The 21962-nt window shown below is 41.6% G+C and carries 24 protein-coding genes; 18 read left to right on the plus strand and 6 right to left on the minus strand.

What is annotated here, in order from left to right:
• Positions 1–10: 10 nt before the first annotated feature.
• Positions 11–247, minus strand: a complete 237-nt coding sequence (locus tag G327_RS0116730; protein WP_019615954.1) for a TIGR02647 family protein — start codon at positions 245–247, stop codon at positions 11–13.
• Positions 248–444: 197 nt separating this feature from the next.
• Positions 445–1233 (minus strand): inositol-1-monophosphatase, encoded by a 789-nt coding sequence (gene suhB / locus G327_RS0116735; protein ID WP_019615955.1) that lies wholly within the window; start codon positions 1231–1233, stop codon positions 445–447.
• Positions 1234–1570: 337 nt separating this feature from the next.
• Between suhB and trmJ the strand changes: the two genes are divergently transcribed.
• The 11 genes from trmJ to G327_RS0116795 all read left to right on the plus strand — a co-directional run bounded on the left by trmJ (position 1571) and on the right by G327_RS0116795 (position 10562).
• A complete protein-coding gene (trmJ, locus tag G327_RS24975) occupies positions 1571–2329 on the plus strand; it encodes a tRNA (cytosine(32)/uridine(32)-2'-O)-methyltransferase TrmJ (RefSeq protein ID WP_019615957.1) in 759 nt (252 codons plus the stop codon).
• A gap of 140 nt (positions 2330–2469) precedes the next feature.
• Positions 2470–2946: a Fe-S cluster assembly transcriptional regulator IscR gene (iscR, locus tag G327_RS0116750; protein WP_019615958.1), complete on the plus strand. Its 477-nt coding sequence runs from the start codon at positions 2470–2472 to the stop codon at positions 2944–2946.
• A 27-nt stretch (positions 2947–2973) separates the two neighbouring features.
• Entirely contained in the window at positions 2974–4188 is a 1215-nt protein-coding gene (locus G327_RS0116755; RefSeq protein WP_019615959.1) for an IscS subfamily cysteine desulfurase, read from the plus strand.
• Between the two features lie 135 nt (positions 4189–4323).
• Positions 4324–4710, plus strand: a complete 387-nt coding sequence (iscU, locus tag G327_RS0116760) for a Fe-S cluster assembly scaffold IscU (RefSeq protein ID WP_019615960.1) — start codon at positions 4324–4326, stop codon at positions 4708–4710.
• Positions 4711–4812: 102 nt separating this feature from the next.
• Positions 4813–5136 carry an iron-sulfur cluster assembly protein IscA gene (gene iscA / locus G327_RS0116765; RefSeq protein ID WP_019615961.1) on the plus strand — a complete coding sequence of 108 codons (324 nt, stop codon included), beginning with the start codon at positions 4813–4815 and terminating at the stop codon, positions 5134–5136.
• A gap of 96 nt (positions 5137–5232) precedes the next feature.
• Positions 5233–5742, plus strand: coding sequence for a co-chaperone HscB (gene hscB / locus G327_RS0116770; RefSeq protein ID WP_019615962.1), 510 nt, complete (start codon positions 5233–5235; stop codon positions 5740–5742).
• A gap of 24 nt (positions 5743–5766) precedes the next feature.
• Entirely contained in the window at positions 5767–7638 is a 1872-nt protein-coding gene (gene hscA / locus G327_RS0116775; protein ID WP_019615963.1) for a Fe-S protein assembly chaperone HscA, read from the plus strand.
• A gap of 42 nt (positions 7639–7680) precedes the next feature.
• Complete coding sequence (gene fdx, locus G327_RS0116780; RefSeq protein ID WP_019615964.1) at positions 7681–8019, plus strand: ISC system 2Fe-2S type ferredoxin; 339 nt, start codon at positions 7681–7683, stop codon at positions 8017–8019.
• A gap of 69 nt (positions 8020–8088) precedes the next feature.
• Entirely contained in the window at positions 8089–8286 is a 198-nt protein-coding gene (gene iscX / locus G327_RS0116785; RefSeq protein ID WP_019615965.1) for a Fe-S cluster assembly protein IscX, read from the plus strand.
• 70 nt (positions 8287–8356) lie between these two features.
• Complete coding sequence (gene pepB / locus G327_RS0116790) at positions 8357–9649, plus strand: aminopeptidase PepB (protein WP_019615966.1); 1293 nt, start codon at positions 8357–8359, stop codon at positions 9647–9649.
• 142 nt (positions 9650–9791) lie between these two features.
• Positions 9792–10562, plus strand: a complete 771-nt coding sequence (locus tag G327_RS0116795) for a hypothetical protein (RefSeq protein ID WP_019615967.1) — start codon at positions 9792–9794, stop codon at positions 10560–10562.
• Between the two features lie 65 nt (positions 10563–10627).
• On the opposite strand, the gene G327_RS0116800 is transcribed toward G327_RS0116795, so the two are convergent.
• Complete coding sequence (locus G327_RS0116800) at positions 10628–11527, minus strand: MalM family protein (protein ID WP_019615968.1); 900 nt, start codon at positions 11525–11527, stop codon at positions 10628–10630.
• Positions 11528–11965: 438 nt separating this feature from the next.
• Here G327_RS0116800 and G327_RS27085 point away from each other — a divergent pair, with 438 nt between their 5' ends.
• The 5 genes from G327_RS27085 to G327_RS0116830 all read left to right on the plus strand — a co-directional run bounded on the left by G327_RS27085 (position 11966) and on the right by G327_RS0116830 (position 16712).
• Positions 11966–12142, plus strand: coding sequence for a hypothetical protein (locus G327_RS27085; RefSeq protein ID WP_019615969.1), 177 nt, complete (start codon positions 11966–11968; stop codon positions 12140–12142).
• A gap of 293 nt (positions 12143–12435) precedes the next feature.
• The gene (gene lpcA / locus G327_RS0116810; RefSeq protein WP_019615970.1) at positions 12436–13011 is read left to right on the plus strand and encodes a D-sedoheptulose 7-phosphate isomerase; all 576 of its coding nucleotides are present in this window, start codon (positions 12436–12438) and stop codon (positions 13009–13011) included.
• 20 nt (positions 13012–13031) lie between these two features.
• A complete protein-coding gene (locus G327_RS0116815) occupies positions 13032–13799 on the plus strand; it encodes a class II glutamine amidotransferase (RefSeq protein ID WP_019615971.1) in 768 nt (255 codons plus the stop codon).
• Between the two features lie 24 nt (positions 13800–13823).
• Entirely contained in the window at positions 13824–14900 is a 1077-nt protein-coding gene (locus G327_RS0116820; RefSeq protein WP_019615972.1) for a DNA alkylation repair protein, read from the plus strand.
• Positions 14901–15368: 468 nt separating this feature from the next.
• Positions 15369–16712, plus strand: coding sequence for a dicarboxylate/amino acid:cation symporter (locus G327_RS0116830; protein WP_019615974.1), 1344 nt, complete (start codon positions 15369–15371; stop codon positions 16710–16712).
• Positions 16713–16765: 53 nt separating this feature from the next.
• Here the strand turns inward: G327_RS0116830 and G327_RS0116835 are convergent, their stop codons facing one another.
• Both G327_RS0116835 and G327_RS0116840 read right to left on the minus strand, forming a co-directional pair.
• Positions 16766–17155, minus strand: a complete 390-nt coding sequence (locus tag G327_RS0116835; protein WP_019615975.1) for a MerR family transcriptional regulator — start codon at positions 17153–17155, stop codon at positions 16766–16768.
• A 10-nt stretch (positions 17156–17165) separates the two neighbouring features.
• Entirely contained in the window at positions 17166–19559 is a 2394-nt protein-coding gene (locus tag G327_RS0116840) for a heavy metal translocating P-type ATPase (protein ID WP_019615976.1), read from the minus strand.
• Between the two features lie 151 nt (positions 19560–19710).
• Here G327_RS0116840 and dinB point away from each other — a divergent pair, with 151 nt between their 5' ends.
• Positions 19711–20799: a DNA polymerase IV gene (dinB, locus tag G327_RS0116845; RefSeq protein WP_019615977.1), complete on the plus strand. Its 1089-nt coding sequence runs from the start codon at positions 19711–19713 to the stop codon at positions 20797–20799.
• A gap of 20 nt (positions 20800–20819) precedes the next feature.
• A complete protein-coding gene (locus G327_RS0116850; protein WP_019615978.1) occupies positions 20820–21587 on the plus strand; it encodes an SDR family NAD(P)-dependent oxidoreductase in 768 nt (255 codons plus the stop codon).
• A 90-nt stretch (positions 21588–21677) separates the two neighbouring features.
• Here the strand turns inward: G327_RS0116850 and G327_RS0116855 are convergent.
• The coding region (locus G327_RS0116855) for a transposase (protein ID WP_019615979.1) at positions 21678–21962 on the minus strand (285 nt) is incomplete at its 5' end.

The raw sequence follows: 21962 nt of genomic DNA on the forward strand, positions 1-21962 counted from the left end.
TAAAGTGATATTAGCTTAAAGTTACTAAAACTCGATGCAGATGATCAACTGTTTCAAAACCGCTGTCAGTAAGGTAACCGCCGTCTGTCTGCGTAATTAGCCCTTTGTCAAATAGAGATTTAGCAGCAGTGATGACGCTTGGGCTGGCATCTTGATGAATCTTAATACCTTCCAGTTGGGATTTTTCAGGGAATTTAGAAAGTAGTTTCATTTCTTCAAATAAAGTATCAGAGTAGTTTTTAATCATTATTATTCACTTCCATTAAATTTGGGAATCTTCATAATAATAACTTAGTGTTAAATTGCAAATAGTAGTGAGTATGAAGGTGGGCTAGATCAAGCTATTGTTATGCTCAGGCACATTACAGGCGGGTTTCGTATAAATAACAGGCATAAAAAAGCGCAAACAGTGTTTGCGCTTCGTAGAGAGCCTCACAGTATAACTTAAACGTTGTGTTTACGAATAACCGTTAACATCTCTTTTAGTAATTTCGGGTTAGCTGCAGCAACGTTGCCTGATTTCATGTAATCATTGCCGCCGTTGAAATCAGTCATAATTGCACCTGATTCTTTAAGCAGCAATTCACCGGCTGCGATATCCCAAGGTTTCAGACCAAATTCCCAGAATCCGTCCATACGACCAGCTGCTACATAAGCAAGATCTAGTGCTGCGCTGCCGCTGCGGCGCATATCGGCAACATCCATAAAGAAATCTTTAAAGATGTCCAGGTATGTTTCAGTAACATGCTTCTGTTTGAAAGGGAAACCTGTTGCTAAAAGTGTACCTGGCAGTTTAGCTACGCTGCTGGTACGAGTACGGTAACCGTTAATCTGTGCGCTCTGGCCTTTAACCGCTGAGAACAGCTCGTTACGAATCGGATCAAATACGATACCAATTTCTGTACGGCCTTTAATTTTTAATGCGATTGAAACAGCAAAATGCGGGATGTTATGAATGAAGTTAGTTGTTCCGTCAAGCGGATCAATAATCCACTGGTAATCCTTATCTTTACCTTCATCAATACCTGACTCTTCAGCAATAATGCTGTGGTCCGGGAATGATTTACGTAATGTACCAATGATTGCAAGTTCCGCTTCTTTATCAACGCTGCTGACATAATCATGTAACGATTTTTCTTCGACTTCGACGGCTTCTAAATTTTCGTAGCCTTTAACAATTACTTTGCCTGCATTACGGGCAGCACGAATCGCAATATTTAACATTGGATGCATTGGATCACCATTAGATTTTAAAAGAACATTGAAGGGAGATTCCTTCGGCGCAAAATTATACAGAGATCACATAAATCTGCAAATAATTAAATACATTTATCGTCTTTTTTTGTGTTTGTTCTTAATTGTATTGAAAAACATTTGCTTAGGGTTATCTACCCGATTAAGCAGCAGGAAAATGTCTGCGTCTATAGTCCATATTTATTATTTTGTTGTGTTTGAGCCGGCCGTCTTTATCGCCAATCTCCCTTATAATCCTTTATTTTCTGCTGGCATGGCTATCAATTAATGCTAAACTTTGCGCTCTTTAATTTTGAATAGACATAAAGGAATACAAATGCTGGAAAATGTACGCATTATACTTATCGGTACTTCTCATCCGGGAAACATCGGCAGTGCGGCAAGAGCAATGAAAACAATGGGGTTAACAAATCTAGTACTGGTTGACCCGGAGTGTGAAGTTGACGGTAAATCAGTTGCACTTTCAGCTGGTGCTACTGATGTATTAAGCAATCATAAAGTGTGTGCAACACTTGATGAAGCGATTGCTGACTGCGGACTGGTGATTGGTGCAAGTGCGCGTCCGCGTACATTAGACTGGCCTATGCTTGATCCGCGTGAGATGGGCGAAAAAGCCGTTATTGAAGGTCAGAAATATCCGATTGCGTTAGTATTTGGACGTGAAAATAGCGGTTTGAGTAATGATGAACTTCAGAAATGCCATTTTCATGTGTTTATTCCGGCAAATCCAGACTACAGCTCTCTGAACTTAGCAATGGCTGTACAGACTTTAAGCTATGAAGTTCGTATGGCATTTTTAGCTTCAAAGGCATATCCGGTGCAGGAAGAAGAATATCCGCTTTCAGAAGAGATTGAAGGCATGTTCAATCATCTAGAAGAAACATTAAAAGATACGCGTTTTATCGTACCTGCTCATCCGGGACTGGTAATGACAAAACTACGCCGTTTCTTTAACCGTGCTCGACCAGAAGTAAAAGAGTTACGTATGTGGCGCGGTATCTTCAGCAGCATTCAAAAATCAGTTATAAGTGCCGGGCAGGATTCTGTTTCTGAAGCTGATTCAGATAAGAAATAGCTGATTATAAATAAAAAATAAAACCTACTAAACCTTGTGGTTTTTTACTTGACTAAAACTGTCAGGTATTTATACTTGCTCATATAAAGTCCATGAAAGGTATGCGATGCACCTCTTTCCCATTATATGAGTGAAGTATTATGAAATTAACTTCAAAGGGCCGTTATGCGGTCACTGCAATGTTAGATGTAGCAATTAAAGAGCATAATGGTCCTGTACCGTTAGCAGATATTTCTGAGCGTCAGGGGATTTCTCTTTCGTATTTAGAGCAGTTATTTTCTAAATTACGCAAAAAAGAGTTAGTCAGTAGTGTGCGCGGTCCCGGCGGTGGTTATAGACTGGGCAAGCAGCGCAGTGAAATATCAGTGGCCATGATTATTGATGCTGTTAATGAGTCCGTAGATGTTCGAAAATGTACAGGCAACAGCGGCTGTAAAGAAGACGGTGTGCAGTGTTTAACCCACTCATTATGGGCACAGCTTAGTGAACGAATTACCACATTTTTGGATGATATTACCCTTGAAGAGTTAATGTCGACTGAGCATGTACAACATATATCTGAAATTCAAAATAATAAATTTAACCAGACTGCTCAACTTAACGTTAAAAGCCAATAAGTTTAACGTTCAGCAGTGGAGACAAAAATGAAATTACCTATTTATCTTGATTATTCTGCAACAACCCCTGTTGATCCGCGCGTTGCAGAGAAAATGATGCAGTTTTTAACCCTTGACGGAGAGTTTGGTAACCCTGCGTCTCGTTCGCATCGTTTTGGCTGGCAGGCAGAAGAAGCGGTTGATATTGCCCGTGAACAAATTGCTGATCTAATCAATGCAGATCCGCGTGAAATTGTCTTCACGTCTGGCGCAACAGAATCAGATAATCTTGCTATTAAAGGTGCTGCGCACTTTTACGGCAAAAAAGGCAAACATATAATTACTGCTAAAACTGAGCATAAAGCGGTTTTAGATACATGTCGTCAGTTAGAGCGTGAAGGTTATGAAGTAACTTATCTGGATCCTCAGGAGGACGGAATCGTTACTCCAGCACAGCTGCAGGAAGCACTGCGTGAAGACACTATTCTTGTTAGTCTGATGCATGTGAATAATGAAATCGGCGTGATTCAGGATATAGCTGCATATGGCGAGTTATGTCGTGCTAACAAGACTATTTTACATGTAGATGCCGCGCAAAGTGCCGGTAAAGTTGAGATTGATATTCAGACTATGAAAGTGGACTTGATTTCATTTTCAGGACATAAAGTATATGGGCCTAAAGGTATCGGCGCGTTATACGTCAGCCGTAAACCGCGTATCCGTTTAGAAGCACAGATGCATGGCGGCGGACATGAACGCGGCATGCGCAGCGGCACGCTGGCAACGCATCAGATAGTTGCTATGGGTGAAGCTTTCAGGATTGCCAAAGAAGAGATGGCATCTGAGAATGAACGTCTTCTGGCACTGCGTACTCGTTTATTAGACGGTTTAAGCGACATGGAAGAAGTTTATGTTAACGGTTCAATGGAGCACCGTGTAGCAGGCAATATCAATATCAGTTTTAACTATGTTGAAGGTGAATCTCTAGTAATGGCGCTTAAAGACTTAGCCGTTTCATCGGGCAGTGCCTGTACTTCAGCAAGCCTTGAACCTTCATATGTTTTACGCGCAATTGGTCGTGATGATGAGCTGGCACACAGTTCAATTCGTTTCAGCATCGGACGTTTTACAACTTTCGAAGAAATTGATTACGCAGTTAAAATTATTCGTGAAAATATTGGTCGTTTACGTGAAATGTCTCCGTTATGGGATATGTACAAAGAAGGCATCGATATCAGCAGCATCGAATGGTCACATCACTGATCTGACTGTTGAACTTTAGCGGAAAAACCGCACTCTTATCTTTATGAGGTGCGGGATTTACCTGGAAGTTAAAGGCAACGATAACAAGCTGAATTTTACGTAATAAATTAAAGAAAAGACAAAAGGATAAATATCATGGCTTATAGCGAAAAAGTAATCGACCATTATGAAAACCCACGTAACGTAGGTTCATTTGATAAAGAAGATAAATCTGTTGCGACAGGTATGGTCGGGGCGCCGGCATGCGGCGATGTTATGAAACTGCAGCTTAAAATCGATGATAACGGTGTGATTGAAGATGCTAAATTCAAAACTTACGGCTGCGGCAGTGCAATTGCATCAAGCTCATTAGTGACTGAATGGGTAAAAGGCAAAACACTGGAAGAAGCGGGCAAAATCAGCAACACCGAAATTTCAGCTGAGCTGGCTCTGCCGCCGGTTAAAATTCACTGTTCAATTCTTGCAGAAGATGCGATCAAAGCCGCGATTGATGATTACAAAAGTAAAAATACGGCTGAATAAAGATATTAGCCTTTTGGTGCAGACCGCTGTATAAAAAGCAGCCTGCATTGAGGCGGATTAACTTATTATTATTTAAAATAATATTAAAAATTGGAGTCGACTTTGGCTATCACAATGACAGAACCAGCAGCAAAACATGTTGCAGCTTTTCTCGCTAATCGCGGTAAAGGAATTGGTTTGCGTTTAGGGGTTAAAACATCGGGCTGTTCGGGCATGGCTTATGTTCTTGAGTTTGTAGATGTACTTAATGATGATGATCAAGTATTCAGCGATAAAGGTGTGAAAATCATCGTTGATGAAAAAAGTTTAGTTTATCTTGACGGTACAGAATTAGATTTTGTTAAAGAAGGCCTTAACGAAGGTTTTGAATTTAATAATCCTAATACCGACGGTGAATGCGGCTGTGGTGAAAGTTTTAGTGTTTAAAGATTGATTTTATACCGTTATTTAATGAAAACACCTTTTACCTTAGTTAAGATAAAGGTGTTTTTATTTTAACATTCACTCCGTTAGGAAACTGTTTTGAACTACTTTGAACTATTCTCCCTGCCTGCTCTCTTTTCTGTTGATCAAATTCGATTATCTGAAACCTATCGTGAACTGCAGAAGCAGTTTCACCCCGATAAATTTGCCATGCATTCAGACAGTGAACGTTTAGCGGCGATGCAGAAAAGCACTGAAATTAACGATGCTTACCAGACTTTAAAAAACAGTTGTTTACGTGCTCAGTATTTACTACTGCTGAATGGCCTTGATATCGCTTTAGAGCAGAGAACTCTGCAGGATACAGACTTCTTAATGCAGCAGATGGAATGGCGGGAAACAATTGCCTCATTTACTGAAAATGATGAAGATAAAATAGAAGATTTTGCTGGAAATATAGAGCAGCAGGTGCAGAATTTAGAGTTATTAATAACATTGCAGTTACAAGAAAAACAACTAGAAGCGGCTGCAGACAGTGTAAGAAAATTAAAATTCATGCTTAAACTTAAAATTGAACTCGATTTGCTCGAAGAAAAATTATTCGACTAAAACTAGTAAACAGGATAATAAACGATGGCATTATTACAAATTGCAGAGCCTGGTTTATCTGCAGCTCCTCATCAGCATAAATTAGCAGCCGGTATCGATTTAGGTACCACTAATTCCCTTGTTGCCAGCGTAAGAAGCGGTGAAGCTTCAACTTTAGTTGACCATAACCAGCAGGATATGCTGCCTTCAGTAGTGCATTACGGAGAGCTGAATGAACAGGGCGAGAGTTCAATTAGTGTGGGTGTCAGCGCGCAGCAGCATCTGTTAACCGATCCGCAGAATACTCTGGTTTCAGTTAAACGGTTAATCGGCAAGGCATTACAGGATTTAGATAAAACCCATCTTCCTTATCAGCTAAGCGCGCACCAAAGCGGTTTAGCGCAGATTGAGACACGCAGCGGTGCGGTTAATGCTGTACAGGCATCAAGTGAAATATTAAAAGTATTAAGCGCACGGGCGGCTGAAACGCTGGAGGGAGAGTTAGACGGTGTGGTTATTACTGTACCGGCTTATTTTGATGATGCCCAGCGTCAGGGCACAAAAGATGCTGCTCGTTTAGCGGGACTGCACGTTTTACGTTTATTAAATGAACCAACAGCGGCCGCTATTGCTTATGGATTAGATTCAGGTCAGGAAGGGCTTATTGCTGTTTATGACTTAGGCGGCGGCACCTTTGATATTTCTATTTTACGCCTGCATAAAGGTGTATTTGAAGTACTTGCTACCGGCGGCGACTCTGCTCTTGGTGGTGATGATTTTGACCTGACTATTGTTAACTGGATCAGGGAACAAGCAGGTATTAGCGGTCAGATAAGCCCTGAACTGCAGCAGGAATTATTACAGGCTGCTCGTAATGCTAAACAAATCTTAAGTGCCGAGCAGCAGGTGAGCATTGAACTGCAGCATATGAGCTGGTCTGGTCTGCTTGACAAAAATACCTTCGAACAGCTGATTGAAAAATTAGTGAAAAAGACATTACGCGCCTGTAAACGTGCCGTTAAAGATGCCGCTGTCAGTCTTGATGAAATTGTAGAAGTGGTGATGGTCGGAGGATCAACTCGAGTTCCTCTAGTGCGTGAAAAAGTCAGTGAGTTCTTTAAGCGTGATTTGTTAACCAGTATTGATCCGGATAAAGTGGTCGCTATCGGCGCTGCTGTACAGGCTGATATCTTAGTGGGTAATAAACCCGATTCAGAAATGCTGCTGCTGGATGTTCTGCCTCTGTCATTAGGCCTGGAAACCATGGGCGAGCTGGTTGAAAAAGTAATTCCGCGTAATACCACTATTCCCGTTGCACGAGCGCAGGAATTTACTACTTTTAAAGATGGTCAGACAGCGATGCTGATTCATGTTTTACAGGGTGAGCGGGAAATGGTTAAGCACTGCCGCTCCCTGGCGCGTTTTGTTTTAACGGACATTCCGCCGATGGCAGCCGGCGCTGCGCATATTCGTGTGACTTTTCAGGTTGATGCGGACGGTTTATTAAGTGTCAGCGCAATGGAAAAATCATCGGGTGTACAGGCACATATTGAAGTGAAACCTTCTTACGGGTTAAGTGATGCTCAGGTAATGGAGATGCTTTCTGATTCAACTGCCTTTGCGCAGCAGGATATTCAGGCGCGTATGCTGATTGAGCAGCAGGTTGAAGTAAAGCGTGTTATCGAAAATCTGGAAGCTGCATTACAAAAAGACGGTGAACAGCTGCTGTCTGAGAATGAGTATCAGCGCATTGTTGAAAATATTAAAGCACTTGCCGAAACCGGCCGTGGTGACGATGTAAATGCGATTAAAGATGCGCTTGAAGCGATTGATAAGTTGACGGACCATTATGCTTCACTGCGTATGGATGCGTCGATTAAGCAGGCCTTGACTGGTCAGTCTGTCGATCAGATTTAACAGTAGTTAAAAGATAAATTAAAAGCATAAGGTGCGATTAAGATGCCAAAAGTAATATTTTTACCCCATGAAGAGTTATGCCCGGAAGGTTTAGTTGTTGAAGCGGCTGAAGGTGACACTATTTTAGATCTTGCTTTGCAGAATGAGATCGGTATTGAACATGCCTGTGAAAAGTCATGTGCCTGTACGACCTGTCATGTGATTGTGCGTGAAGGTTTTGACTCACTTGAAGAGAGTGATGAGTTAGAAGATGATATGCTGGATAAAGCGTGGGGACTTGAGCCTGAGTCGCGTTTAGGCTGTCAGGCTTGTGTAAAAGATGAAGACTTAGTTGTAGAGATTCCAAAATACACCGTTAATATTGTTTCTGAGAATCATTAAACCTTAATTCAGCAGAATATTTAAAGCAGCATAAACTCAGTTAGCAATAAGATAAGACTGGAGGATAAGATGATTTTAAAATGGCTGGACTCTCAGGAATTAGCATTGGCTTTAATGGATATCTATCCGGATCAGGATCCGGCTCAAATTCGTTTTACTGATTTACGTGAATGGATTTTGAATCTTGAAGAGTTTGATGATGATCCTAAGCACTGCAGTGAACGTATATTAGAAGCCGTGCAGCAGTGCTGGATTGAAGAAATGTAATTTTTATTCCTTAGAATATTGTAAACGCAGGCACTAGCCTGCGTTTTTGTTTTTGATAAAAGGTAAGAATATGACCGACTTTTTTTTTGTTTCATTATCATCGGATACGGCGCATCCCAGCTGGGGAAAAAATGCGCTGCTGAGTTTCTCTGAAGCGCATGCTCAGATTCATATTGACGAGTCGGCCGCTGCATTTTCTGTGGTGCAGAGTGCCGCCAGAAAACTGGACGGTATGGGTATTGAAAAGGTAAAACTTCAGGGAGAACTTTGGACTACCGAACTGCGCTGGGCATTCAGCCAAGGCTTTTACAATGCAAAAAATGGTGCTCAGGTGCATTTTGGTGACATTGAGGGGAATGAAGCCGAAGTTCTGACATCACGTAAATTAATTATGGAGTGGGTTCGTAAAACAATTAACTTAGGGCCGCAAGCCTTATCTCCAGAAGTTTTATGCGATAAAGCTGTTGCTTTAATAAAGCATGTTTTACCTGAAAGTATGCATATTGAGCATGACATTATCTCGGGTGACAGTCTGTTAGAGCATGGCTTTCAGGGGATTTACCAGGTTGGTAAAGGCAGTTCGCGTCCGCCATGCATGCTGCAGCTGGATTATAATCCAACAGGAGATGTCCATGCCCCCGTTGCATATGCATTAGTGGGTAAGGGCATTACCTTTGACTCCGGCGGCTACAGTCTGAAACCAAGTAGTGGTATGGCCGCTATGAAAAGTGATATGGGCGGTGCTGCAACGCTCACCGGGGCACTGGCATTAGCGATTGTAAACGGTTTGAATAAACGTGTTAAACTATATTTATGCTGTGCTGAAAATCTGATCAGCGGCAATGCGCTTAAATTAGGTGACGTGATCACTTATAAAAACGGCGTAACGGTTGAGGTTTTAAACAGTGATGCGGAAGGACGTCTGGTATTAGCAGACGGGCTTATTGCCGCCCAGGAAGATAAAGCTTTAGCTATTATTGATGCGGCTACATTGACCGGATCCGCTAAAATGGCGGTCGGGCGTGATTATAATACAGTGTTAAGCATGGATGAACAGCTGGTAACTCTTGCTTCAAACTGTGCTGCTCAAGAAAATGAAAAACTTTGGCGTTTACCCTTTGAAGAGTTTCATCTGCAGCAGATCAGCTCTCCCTTTGCTGATATTGCCAATATTCATAGCGGTGAAGGTATGGCCGGCGCTTCAACTGCGGCTGCATTTTTAGCTAAGTTTGTACAGCAGCCGAAAACAGGCTGGATTCATTTTGATCTGTCGGGCAGCTATCAGGTCAGTGCAAACGGTTTGTGGGCAGCTGGCGGTAAAGGCCACGGTGTTCGCACTATCAGTAGGATGTTATTTGCTTAAATTGTTTTCAGTTTAGTCTTACATTAAGCAATAAAAGGCTGTGTTTATCCGCGACCTTTTTTATGCGGGAAGTAATAGTTTTGCTGTCCACTCCACCCTGTAAAAGCTAGTATGACAGGCTTTATCTAATTGAGATTTAATTATGAACACTTCTGATAAATTTTCACAAGCTGCAGCCGAATTACTGAAGCGCCGCGCTGCGGGTACAAAAGCTCCCTGTCTTAACAGCGAACTGCAGCCGCATTGTATTGATGATGCATTGTCTGTCCAGGAGCAGATGATAAAACAGCGTAATAATGCTGTCGACGGCTGGAAATGCCTGTTACCAATAGCGGATAACCAGCTGGTGGTTGCACCGATTTTTTCACAGACGGTGCAGCAGGGCGATCTATGTAGACTGTTTGCGGATAATCAGACAGTACGCATTGAACCTGAAATCGCTTTTGTATTAGGTCAAGATTTACCTGCTCAACAGCAGGATTACAGTGAAGCGCAGATAGATGAAGCGGTTGCTTCCTGTCATATGGCGCTGGAGTTAATGCAGGACAGGTTTGCAGAAAACAGTGCAGTGACTTTTTATGAGAAGCTGGCCGACTGTTTAGTTAACCAGGGACTGTTTATTGGTCCGCAGATAGAAAAATCACAAGCGTATGCGGCATCTGAAATATCTATCAAGGTAACACAGGCAGGTAAGACACAAACTTTTTCCGGCAGGCACCCAAATCAACTGCCTCAAGAGCCTTTATACTGGTTAATTAATTTTATGACTAAGCGTGGTGTCTGCTTTAAAGCCGGACAGGCTATTATCACTGGCTCTTATGCTGGAATAGTAGAAGTGGAATTTGATCGCTGTACTGAAATCGAATACGCAGGGTTAGGGAAATACACGGTAGAGTTTAAGGCTTTGTCTTAAAGAGGAATGAGGTATTTTCAAGGTAGCAAAGTGACGGATAATTAGTATCCGTCACTTTCAGTTCATCAGTCGCTGTTTTTAAGTGCTTCGATAAAAGTCTCTCTGGCATTTTTAAAACCAGCTTCTTCTGCGTCATCCACAATTGTTAGCGCTTTATCAATCTCTTTTGCTGCAACAGCCTGAACAATAGCCTGATTAAACTCTACTTCCGTAGTCAGTACTTTTTTCTCATTCTGCATCGAAATTCCTGCTGGTATAGCTTCTGGAATATAACTGTTTTCAACATCAGCTTTGGTTCCTTGAATATCAACTTTAAGCTGGATTAAACCCATTGCTGAATGCGGGATAACAGGATCGGCAATATCAGGGGGGACTGTACCGTGTGCTATTGCAAAACTTTTTGCCGGGTGGAGTACCGTTGTACTACCTGCCGCCGCTTTCTCTGTTGTATAAAAAAGCAGATAAGTTTCATTTGCCATATTATCAGCTTGTGCTCTAAATATTGTCAGATCTGTAGATAACAGATCGCCGTCTAGCATACTGGGTTCTTTATATAAAAAATGTTTTGTTGAAATAGTACGGGTAACATTAAAATCAGCATCTAACAGGGTCAGCTGAGGTGCAAGCGCCGTATCTTTGATCAGCGAGCTTACCGTCAGCTTCAGTTTGTTGGCTTTAATGGTTAATTTATACGCCTGAACAAAACTCTTGCCCTCAGGAAATGCAAAAACTTGAGCGTCGCTGGTTAGCGGAATATAAAGCGTATCGTCATTGGTGATTTCTTTATACTGCAGCTGACTAAAGTCTTGGCAGCACGGTTGAGTTTTGGCTAGTGTCTGGCTTGCTTGAGCCGGTGCTGTGTATGCATCACTATGTTTATCAGTGGGTGACTGTAACACTGAATTTGAACAACCGGCAAGCGTTAAGCCTGCAAGTAAAATGAGTGAGGATTGTTTGATAATCATATTAAAAACCCGAGTTGGAAGAATATTCTCGACTATAACCCGATTAAATCAAAAATGCAGTAGCCACAATAGGCATTAACTCACATCTTTAGCACATTGATATTACACGCCGCTAAATGATACAAAATGTTACGTTTTCTCTCTTGTGTCATTCTTTCTACCTATGTAGTTGTATTTAACAAAACGAATTATCTACTGTATTTATTAGGAAACAGTTCAGCAGCATTGAACTGCTTTAAAGTGAGCAGTAGTATGTGGTTGAGAGTGATTATCATTACCCTGGCAGTAAAGGAGCGGATTGTTATACAGATGAATATTTTTGTTAAATAATCATCGTTTTCAGTTAATAAGCACTGGATTGTCTAATTGGTTTGTTTATAATCGACGAATTGATTTAAATCAATTTCTAATACCGTTTTCATCTTAAGGATTTTTACCATGAATGTTGATCAACATATTAAAGTAGCACAATGGCACCTAGAACAAGCTCGTTTACACGCAACAAGTGAACATGCTTGCGGCTGTCCTGCAAATGCACACGATCAAAAAGCAATCGATGCAATTGAAGCTGGTATCGTTAAAGAAGAAAAAACTTGTACGATTAACCGTGACTAATTAATCGACAAGCCTGAGGTTATACCTGACAGGTTATAAATACAGATTCTTTATTTAAAAATAATGAATCTGCTAAAAAAGCAGAGAACTTATTCTCTGCTTTTTGCTTTTTGCTTTCTGTAATTAGATAAGATCATTCTTTTACGGCATCTCCCACTATTCGCTTTAATTTCGACTAACTTATCTGTACCTCTTTTATCAGTGTATTAACCGTGTAAAATGTTTTTATTATAATGAAGAAATGATTTTCATTTCTCACAGCCACCCGAAGCATAGAATTTAAAAGGGATAATATGAACCTGGCAATTATTAAGAACGAATTATTAGAAGCAGAAAAGGTATTACAGGACTTTTTAGCCGATGAAACGAATTTACAGAATATTGAAAAAGCAGCCTCATTAATCGCGGCTTCACTTAAACAGGAAGGAAAAGTACTTTCCTGCGGTAACGGCGGCTCGCATTGCGACGCAATGCATTTTGCTGAAGAGTTAACCGGGCGCTACCGTGAAAATCGTCCTTCATATGCGGCGATTGCTATTTCAGATCCGAGTCATATCTCATGTGTTGGTAATGACTACGGCTATGAGTATATTTTCGCGCGTTATCTTGAAGGTGTCGGCCGCAGTGGTGATGTACTGTTTTGTTTATCAACCAGCGGCAACTCGGCAAATATCTTAAAAGCGGTTGAAGTTGCAAAAGCAAAAGGGATTTCGGTTGTTGCTTTAACCGGTAAAGACGGCGGTAAAATGGCAGGGCTGGCAGATGTTGAAATCCGCGTGCCTCATTTTGGTTTTGCTGATCGTATTCAGGAAATTCATATTAAAATTATTCATATTCTGATTTATTTAATTGAACAAAAAATGGCTTAATTTTAAAAAAAAGGCTTAAGATGTGTGAGTTACTAGGTATGAGCGCGAATGTGCCCACTGATATCTGTTTTAGTTTCAGCGGGCTGGTTAAGCGTGGTGGTGAAACCGGCCCTCATAAAGACGGCTGGGGTATTACTTTTTACGAAGGTAAAGGCTGCCGAAGTTTTAAAGATCCCAAACCAAGCTGTGATTCTCGCGTTGCCCAGCTGGTGAAAAACTATCCGATTAAAAGTAAATCGGTGATCAGTCATATCCGCCAGGCAAATCGTGGTGGTGTCTCCTTAGAGAATACCCATCCGTTTATTCGCGAGTTATGGGGGAAAAACTGGACTTATGCGCATAACGGTCAGTTAACCGGCTATGAAGTTTTACCTATGGGTTATGCGCACCCTGTCGGCCAGACGGATAGTGAACGTGCTTTCTGCTGGATCATTGATCAGCTGCATCAGAATTATGCTGGTGAGCCGGAAGATATTTTACAGATGTTCAAAAGGATTGCCGGTTACGCTGACAGTTTACGGGCAATGGGCGTTTTTAATATGCTCCTGAGTAACGGTGAATATGTAATGTGTTACTGCACCAATAACCTGCACTGGATAACCCGTCGAGCACCGTTTGGCAAAGCGCAGCTGATTGATGAAGATATGGTGGTCGATTTTCAGAAGGAAACTTCTGACAGTGATGTGGTGAGCGTGATCGCTACTCGTCCGCTGACTAAAGATGAAACCTGGAATAAAATGCAGGAAGGAGAATTCTGTGTTTTCCATTATGGTGAGCGAGTACTTTAATTAAAGCTTATTTCGGGATGTATAATGGCTGAACTGTTAAAACATGTTTATACGACTGACTTTATCGCTTCAGTTTCCCGTAAAATTGCAGAAATTCATCCTGAGTTCGCTCAGGATGAATTTAATAAAACTATTTTTGACCGGCACTGGCCCGATAAAGAGCTCAAAGCGCGTTTAACTTTTATCGCACAAACCTTATATCAGTTTCTACCCGCAGATTTTACAAAAAGTACTGCAATACTAAAGCAGGCCGCACCGTTTTTTGGTGGTTATGAAGCGATGTTTTTCCCTGCTTTTGTGGAGTTATACGGGCTGGATGATTATCACACTTCAATTGACACACTTGAGCATCTGACTCAATACTCCAGTTCAGAATTTGCTGTTCGTCCGTTTATTAATAAATATCCTGAGCAGATGATGGCGCAGATGGCTGTTTGGACTCTCTCGAATAATGAACATGTACGAAGGCTCGCCTCTGAAGGCTGCCGCCCGCGTCTTCCCTGGGCGAATGCCTTAGCTGAGTTTAAAAAAGACCCTCAGGAAGTTATAAAAATACTCGAACTTTTAAAAGATGACAGCAGCCTTTATGTGCGCAGAAGTGTAGCGAATAACCTTAATGATATTAGTAAAGACAATCCGCAGCTGGTGGTGAATATTGCCCGGGAATGGATTGGGAAAAATAAACACCGAGACTGGATTGTTAAGCATGCCTGCCGGGGATTGTTAAAGCAGGGGCATCCGGAGGTTTTAGCTTTATTCGGGTTTGCTGTGCCTGAACACATTAATGTTATTTCTTTTAAAGCGGATAAAAGGGTAAAAATAGGAGAGACTTTAGATTTTTCATTTTCTCTAAACAGCAGCAGACCGTTAGGAAAACTTCGTATTGAGTTTGTTCTCGGTTTTATGAAAAAAAATGGTAAAAGAGCCGAAAAAATTTTTAAAATATCAGAATCAGTCCTAAATACAAACACTAAAAAGGTGACTAAGCAGTTCAGTTTTAAAAGAATTTCTACCCGAAAATATTATTCTGGAGAACATCATCTGACTATTGTGGTAAACGGTGCCGCTATGTGTAAAAGCAGTTTTTACCTAGAAGAATAAGAAAGGTCACTGCAGATTTAAATAAATATAAATATTATTGTTTTGGTGATGTTGGTTATGTTTTTTTATTTTAAAACTGCTGCGTTGTAGACATTTTATTAAAAATAACTTAAGTTTTACCACTAATTAGTTACCCTCAGTGGATCAGGATGCCCGTCAAAGCTGTTCAAGGAAGAGGTAAATAACCAGCCTGAAACAGGCTATTGAAAATACCTCAATCAATCTCAATGGATCTACTCCTAAATATATCCATATATATTTCAGATCTTTCTTATTGCACCGACAGGCTGTTAACCGGCTCGGTTATTATTTAAGTATTTAATATGCTTACTGTTAGTGCTTTTGTACGCGCTCTGTTTGTTAGCGGGTATAGACCACCAATTGAAAAGGAAAATGTACAGTTCAATAATTTAAAGCACTGCATTGCATTAGGCCTTGCAGTAAATATTATTATTTTAAGGGTTATTTATGACTGAAGTTAAACAAAAAATGTCACTAACAAAACGAGTTCTTCTCGGCATGTTTATTGGTATTGCGACAGGTTTTCTTATACGGACTTTTTTTTCGGATATCAGTTTTGTAAACGATTATATTGTTCATGGCGTTTTTGACGTCGGCGGCGCAATTTTTGTTGCCAGCCTGAAAATGCTGGTGGTACCGCTTATTTTTGTATCGTTAGTCTGTGGAACAAGTTCATTAAAAGATATTACAACGTTAGGCCGGTTAGGCGGTAAGACGATTTCTTTTTATCTGGCAACTACTGCCATTGCAATTACTCTGGCTATTTTAATGGCTAATATTTTCCAGCCAGGTGTCGGTGCAGATCTTTCTGCCGCATCGTCTTTCAAATCTTCGGATGCTCCTTCTTTAGGCTCGGTGATCATTAATATGTTCCCGACTAATCCGATCAACTCTATGGCTCAGGGTAATACACTGCAGATTATTGTATTTGCAATCTTATTCGGTATCGCGGTTAGCTCTGCAGGTAAAGCCGGGGAACGTGTGGCATTGGTCTTTGCGGATCTTAACGAAGTTATTATGAAGTTAGTGGTGATGCTGATGAACATTGCCCCTTACGGTGTATTCTTCCTGATGGCGAAACTATTTACTGAAATCGGTTTAGAGGCTATCGGCAATTTACTGGGTTACTTTCTAGTACTTTCAGGCACATTGCTGCTGCATGGTTTTGTCACCTACGGCTTATTCTTTAAAGTATTTACCGGCCTTAATCCGTTAACATTTATCAAGAAAATGGAAACTGCCATTACTTTTGCATTTTCAACTGCCTCTTCAAGTGCAACGATTCCGGTGACTCTGGAAACGGCCACTAAACATCTGGGAGTAAAAAATAAGATAGCATCATTTACCGTTCCTTTAGGGGCGACGGTAAATATGGACGGGACTGCGATTATGCAGGGCGTTGCAACGGTATTTATCGCACAGGCGTTTAATATTGATTTATCACTGGCTGATTACGGCGCTGTTATTTTAACTGCAACTTTAGCATCAGTGGGTACTGCCGGTGTGCCGGGGGTTGGTTTGATTATGCTGGCGATGGTGCTTAATCAGGTTGGTTTACCCGTTGAAGGTATTGCAATGATCATGGGAGTCGACAGACTGCTGGATATGATCCGTACTGCCGTTAATATTACTGGTGACAGTGTGGTGACCTGTATTGTTGCTAAATCAGAAGATGAAATGGATGTTGATGTATTTAACGATCCTAAAGCCGGAGATAAGGAAGAAGAACTGCACCTTCATACACTCAGAGGGGCGGACGCACAGCCGGCTAAGGCTGACACCTCCGTTTAAACTGAGTTGTTGTTAATATAAAGCCCTTGCGCTCCAGCAGCGCAAGGGCTTTTTTATTTTATAAAAGCATCAATTATCGGGCATTCTGCTTTTGAATTGCCGTGACACTGCTTGGTGAGTGCTTTTAAACTGTTTAACAAGACCTGCTGCTGATCTATTCTTGCTTGTAATTCCTCTATTTTCTGCTGCGCAATTATTTTCACATCGGCACTGCTGCGCTCTTTATTTTCACACAGTAAAAGCAGTTCTTTACACTCTTTCAAGTTAAAGCCGGCATCTTTGGTGCTTTTAATAAAATGCAGCTGCCGGATCATGGCCTCTGGGTAATAGCGATAGTCATTTTCACCACGAGGCGGTGATTGAATTAGTCCGATCTGTTCATAGTGGCGGATTGACTTGATCGATAACCCGGTTGTCTTGGCCGCCTGGCTGATTGATAACATAATAGATACCTTACTTTTTTGTTTTAAAACGTTTTAATAATAATGAGTTAGTTAATACCGTAATACTTGATAACGCCATTGCGCCTCCGGCAATCGCCGGGCTTAAATAACCCATTGCGGCAGCCGGAATCGCCGCGGTATTGAAAATAAATGCCCAGAACAGATTCTGCTGTATTTTATGCCAGGTTGCCTTGGAAATATCAACAGCCAGTGCCACTAAGCGCGGATCATTACGCATTAAGGTGATTGATGCACTTTCTTTTGCTGCGTCACTGCCGGTGCCCATAGCAATGCTTACATCGGCCTGCGCAAGTGCCGGAGCATCATTAACACCGTCTCCAACCATAGCGACGTGTTTGTTTTTCTGCAGTTCGATTAATTTATTGAGTTTCTGTTCCGGTTTCAGCTCACTATAGCAGCTGCCGATCTGCAGCTGCTGGCTGATATGTTTAACTACACTGTCTTTATCACCGCTTAACATCACCGTTTTCAGGCCGCGTTTGTGCAGCTGTATTATCGCTTCACTGCTTTCACTGCGGAGCTGGTCATTAATACTGATATAACCCAAAAGTGCCTGTTCCGAAGCAATATAAATGTAACTGTCGCTCTGATTTAACATTGTATCGAATACTTGCTGCGGCACTTTAATGTTAAAACGCTTCATCATGGCTAAGTTACCCGCAGCCAGGAAATCACCATCAACTAAGCCTTTAATACCTTCGCCGTTAACGGCCTGGACATGATCGTTATGATTTGCTGTTATCTGATTGGCTAAGCAGTAGCTCTTAACTGCATTGGCAATCGGGTGGCGGCTGCCGCTTTGTAATGCGTAGAGTTTAGCAAGCAGACTTTTGTTATCACCATTAAAGCTGAATATTTCGTTTAACTGGCCTTTACCCTGGGTTAATGTGCCGGTTTTATCGAAGATAATGGTCTGCAGTTTATAAGCCTGCTGCAGGGTTTTAATGTCCTTAATTAAGATCCCCTGTTGCGCAGCCACTCCCGTACCGACAACAACCGCTGTTGGTGTCGCTAACCCTAAAGCACATGGGCAGGCAATCACTAAAACAGCAACTGCACTGATTAATGCATGCTGAAAATCACCCGTTAACAAATACCAGGATAAAAATGTTGCTAGGGCAATAAGTAAAACAACGGGTACAAAAACAGCGCTGATTTTGTCAACCAGCTGCATAATTGGGGCTTTACTCATCTGCGCATTTTCAACTAATGAGATGATTTTACTTAAGCTGGTGGACTCACCGACAGCTGTGGTTTTAATTAATAAAACGCCCTCACCATTAATACTGCCGGCAATCACAGGGTCGTTATTGTTTTTTAAAATCGGTTTACTTTCACCGGTTAATAATGATTCATCTAAATAACTTTTCCCCTGCACGACTAAGCCGTCAACCGGGACTTTCTCACCGATAGCAACCTGTACGAGGTCATCGACTTGTACATTTTCAATTTTCACATCGACATAAACCTTACCTTTTTTGACCTTAGCGGTATCAGGGCGAAGCGCCATCAGGGCATTAATCGCACTGCTGGTACTTTGTTTAGCGCGATGCTCCAGATATTTACCCAGAGTTACCAGAGTAATCACTAAAGCGCTTGATTCGAAGTACAGCGGCTGGTCTAAGCCGAACAGAAGAATATACAAGCTGTAAAAATAAGCTGCACTGGTGCCTAGGGCCACTAATAAATCCATATTGGCAGATCCGTTTTTCAGACTCAGCCAGGCGCCTCTATAAAAGCGTGCGCCGATGATAAACTGCAGGGGCGTTGCTAAAGTAAACTCCAGCCAGCCGGGTAATAAACTATGTTCATTATTTATAAGCATATTGAGCATGGTTAATAGAAACGGCAGGCTCAGTATGACAGCCGCTGCTAAGGTGGCTAATGCTTTCCTATCGCGCTTTTTATGCTCAGCTGCTTTTAAGGCGTTTTGAGTTTTTAGATCCTGTTTGGATTCAATAGTCAGCTGATAAGGCATTTGGGCTGCCAGCTGCTTAATATCTGTCTCAGATAACGCCCCCTGAATAGTTCTCAGCTGTAGTTTTTCAGTGGCAAAATTAGCCTGTGTATCAATAATCAGGGGCGATGCATTAAGAATGCTGGTGGTTTTATTAGCACAGCTGATGCAGCTCCAGCCGCTTACTGAAATGAGAATAGTTTCGCTGTCGGTCTGATAGCCCTTTTTTTCCAGTACAGCTAAAATTAGATTAAGTGTTTCACTATGATCTGCCTGCGGTGCAAAGCATAGCAAAGCACTTTCTAATGCAAAATTGACTTCAGCTGTTACAGCAGGGATTTCATTTAATGCGCTTTGTAACCGGCCAGCGCAGCCTGCACAGTTCATACCATAAACGGGTAGTTTTAATTTTGATACGGTAGACATGTTAATTCCTTAACCATAACTAAGCTCAGATAACATTAGCATAACCTTTACCCTTAGGGTAAAGTCAAAGGCAGTTAGAAAATAAATTTATACTTGCTATTTATTTAAAACAGCACAAAATAAAGACTGTCTAAAAAAACAGGTGTTAATTGTGACTGATACAAATTCTTCCCCACAACGAAAAATAATTCATATTGATATGGATTGTTTTTATGCGGCTGTAGAGATGCGGGATAATCCGCAGTATCAGAATATAGCGCTTGCAATAGGCGGTCATAGTGAACGCCGCGGTGTGCTTTCAACCTGCAATTATAAAGCGCGGCAGTTTGGTGTACGCTCGGCGATGCCCAGCTTTAAAGCCAAAGCTTTGTGCCCGGATCTGGTGATTATTCCAGGACGTATGCAGGTTTATGTCGAGGTTTCTAAAAAGATAAAAGAGATATTTTTCCGCTATACGGATCTGGTGGAGCCTTTGTCTTTAGATGAAGCATTTTTAGATGTCAGCGAATGTACTCTGTTTAAAGGTTCTGCAACTTATATTGCTCAGGATATCCGCCGTGCAATTTTTGAAGAGCTGCATTTAACCGCTTCAGCGGGCGTCGCCCCTTGTAAGTTTCTGGCAAAAATAGCATCAGATGAAAATAAACCTAATGGTCAATGTGTTATCCCACCTAATAAAGTGGCTGAATTTGTAGAAACACTGGCGCTTAAAAAAATTCCCGGGGTGGGTAAAGTTGCGCAGCAGAAACTGGCGCTAAAAGGGCTGTTCAGCTGCGGAGATGTACAGCAGTATGACAGTGAAAAGCTGCTGTTAGAGTTTGGAAAATTAGGCGGTGCGCTGCTGAATTTCAGCCGCGGTATTGATAACCGGGTGGTTGAACCTAATCGTGAGCGAAAATCATTAGCGGTTGAACGTACTTTTGAGAAAGACTTATTAGATGAGTCTGCCTGTCTGCAGCATTTAGATGCTTTTTATGATGAACTTAACCGCCGTTTACAAAAAGTATTAAAAGAAAAAATGATAACAAAAGTTGGCGTAAAAATTAAATTTGGGGATTTTACGGTAAAAAGTGCCGAGCGGAAATCAGCTGAATTATCATTATCTTTGTTCAAAATATTACTGCACCATCTGTTAGAGCAGACACCGGATAAATCGATCCGTCTGCTGGGGATTTCAGTTGGATTAGAGAAGCGTATCAGTGATAATCAATCGGCGGTTCAGCTTAGTCTTTTAGATTAAGATTTTTAGTTAAGGTGAATATGAAACAGTATGTATTAATTACCGGTGCCAGTGCCGGACTTGGTGAAGAGTTTGCCTATCAGCTTGCGAAACAGGGATTTCCATTGTTATTAGTGGCAAGACGCTTCGATAGATTAGAGCAGGTTCAGAAAAACATTAAAGGTTTATATCCAGATTTAGAAGTGCGCTGCTGCAGTGCGGATTTAAGTGAAACGGCTGGGCTTCAAGCCGTGAGTGATTATATTGATAAAGAATCACTGAGTTTAGTCGGGCTGATAAATAATGCCGGCCTGGGGCAGAGAGGTTTGTTTTCAGACAGCGAATTAAGTAGGCAGATGCAGCTGCTGCAGGTGAATATCAGCGCGTTAGTGGCGTTAACGCACCTGTGCATACCGCTGCTTAGCGGCCAGAAAAACAGCTTTATTATTAATGTCGCGTCAACGGCAGCTTTTCAGGCCGGACCTAATCTGGCGGTTTATTACGCCAGTAAAGCGTTTGTTTTATCTTTCAGTGAAGCACTGCATGAAGAGCTGAAAGGGCAGGGGATCAGGGTGAGTACATTATGCCCGGGCGCGACTAAAACGGAGTTTGCACAGGTTGCAGATATGTCGGATTCACTGGTTTATAAAATGCGTGTAATGGATAAGCAGCCGGTGGTCAGTTATGCACTTGCTAATTTAAATAAAGCCGTTGTTATTCCGGGAATAGTTAATAAATTTGGAGCATGGACAGCGCAGCTTGCTCCGAGAACTGTGGCGCGGAAAATAGCTTATCTAATTCAGAAATAATACCAATTCCATTAATTAAATGATCTATTTAGGCGTAGGGAAAATGGATGAAAGCAAGGCGTTGATTGCAGTAACTAGTGCCTTTTCCAATTAATTTTGATTAGTTGACTTTATAAGTTTGCCGTACGCTTTGTTAAGTTTTGAACGTGCGGCATCTACATCGAACATCCAGTTTATCGTTTCTTTTTTCTCATTGCGTTTAAGCGCCCAAGCGGATAACTCCCGTTTTAATGTATCCATGTCCGGTATGCGCCTGTCCAGACACTGTTTACTCATAACTCCAATCTCTATTTCCGCCATATTCAGCCAGCTGGCATGCTTCGGAGTGTAATGAAATTCCAGTTTGTTAAGTATTCTTCGCGCTTCTTCCGGCGG

The sequence above is a fragment of the Psychromonas ossibalaenae ATCC BAA-1528 genome (assembly GCF_000381745.1).
GTDB lineage: Bacteria > Pseudomonadota > Gammaproteobacteria > Enterobacterales > Psychromonadaceae > Psychromonas > Psychromonas ossibalaenae.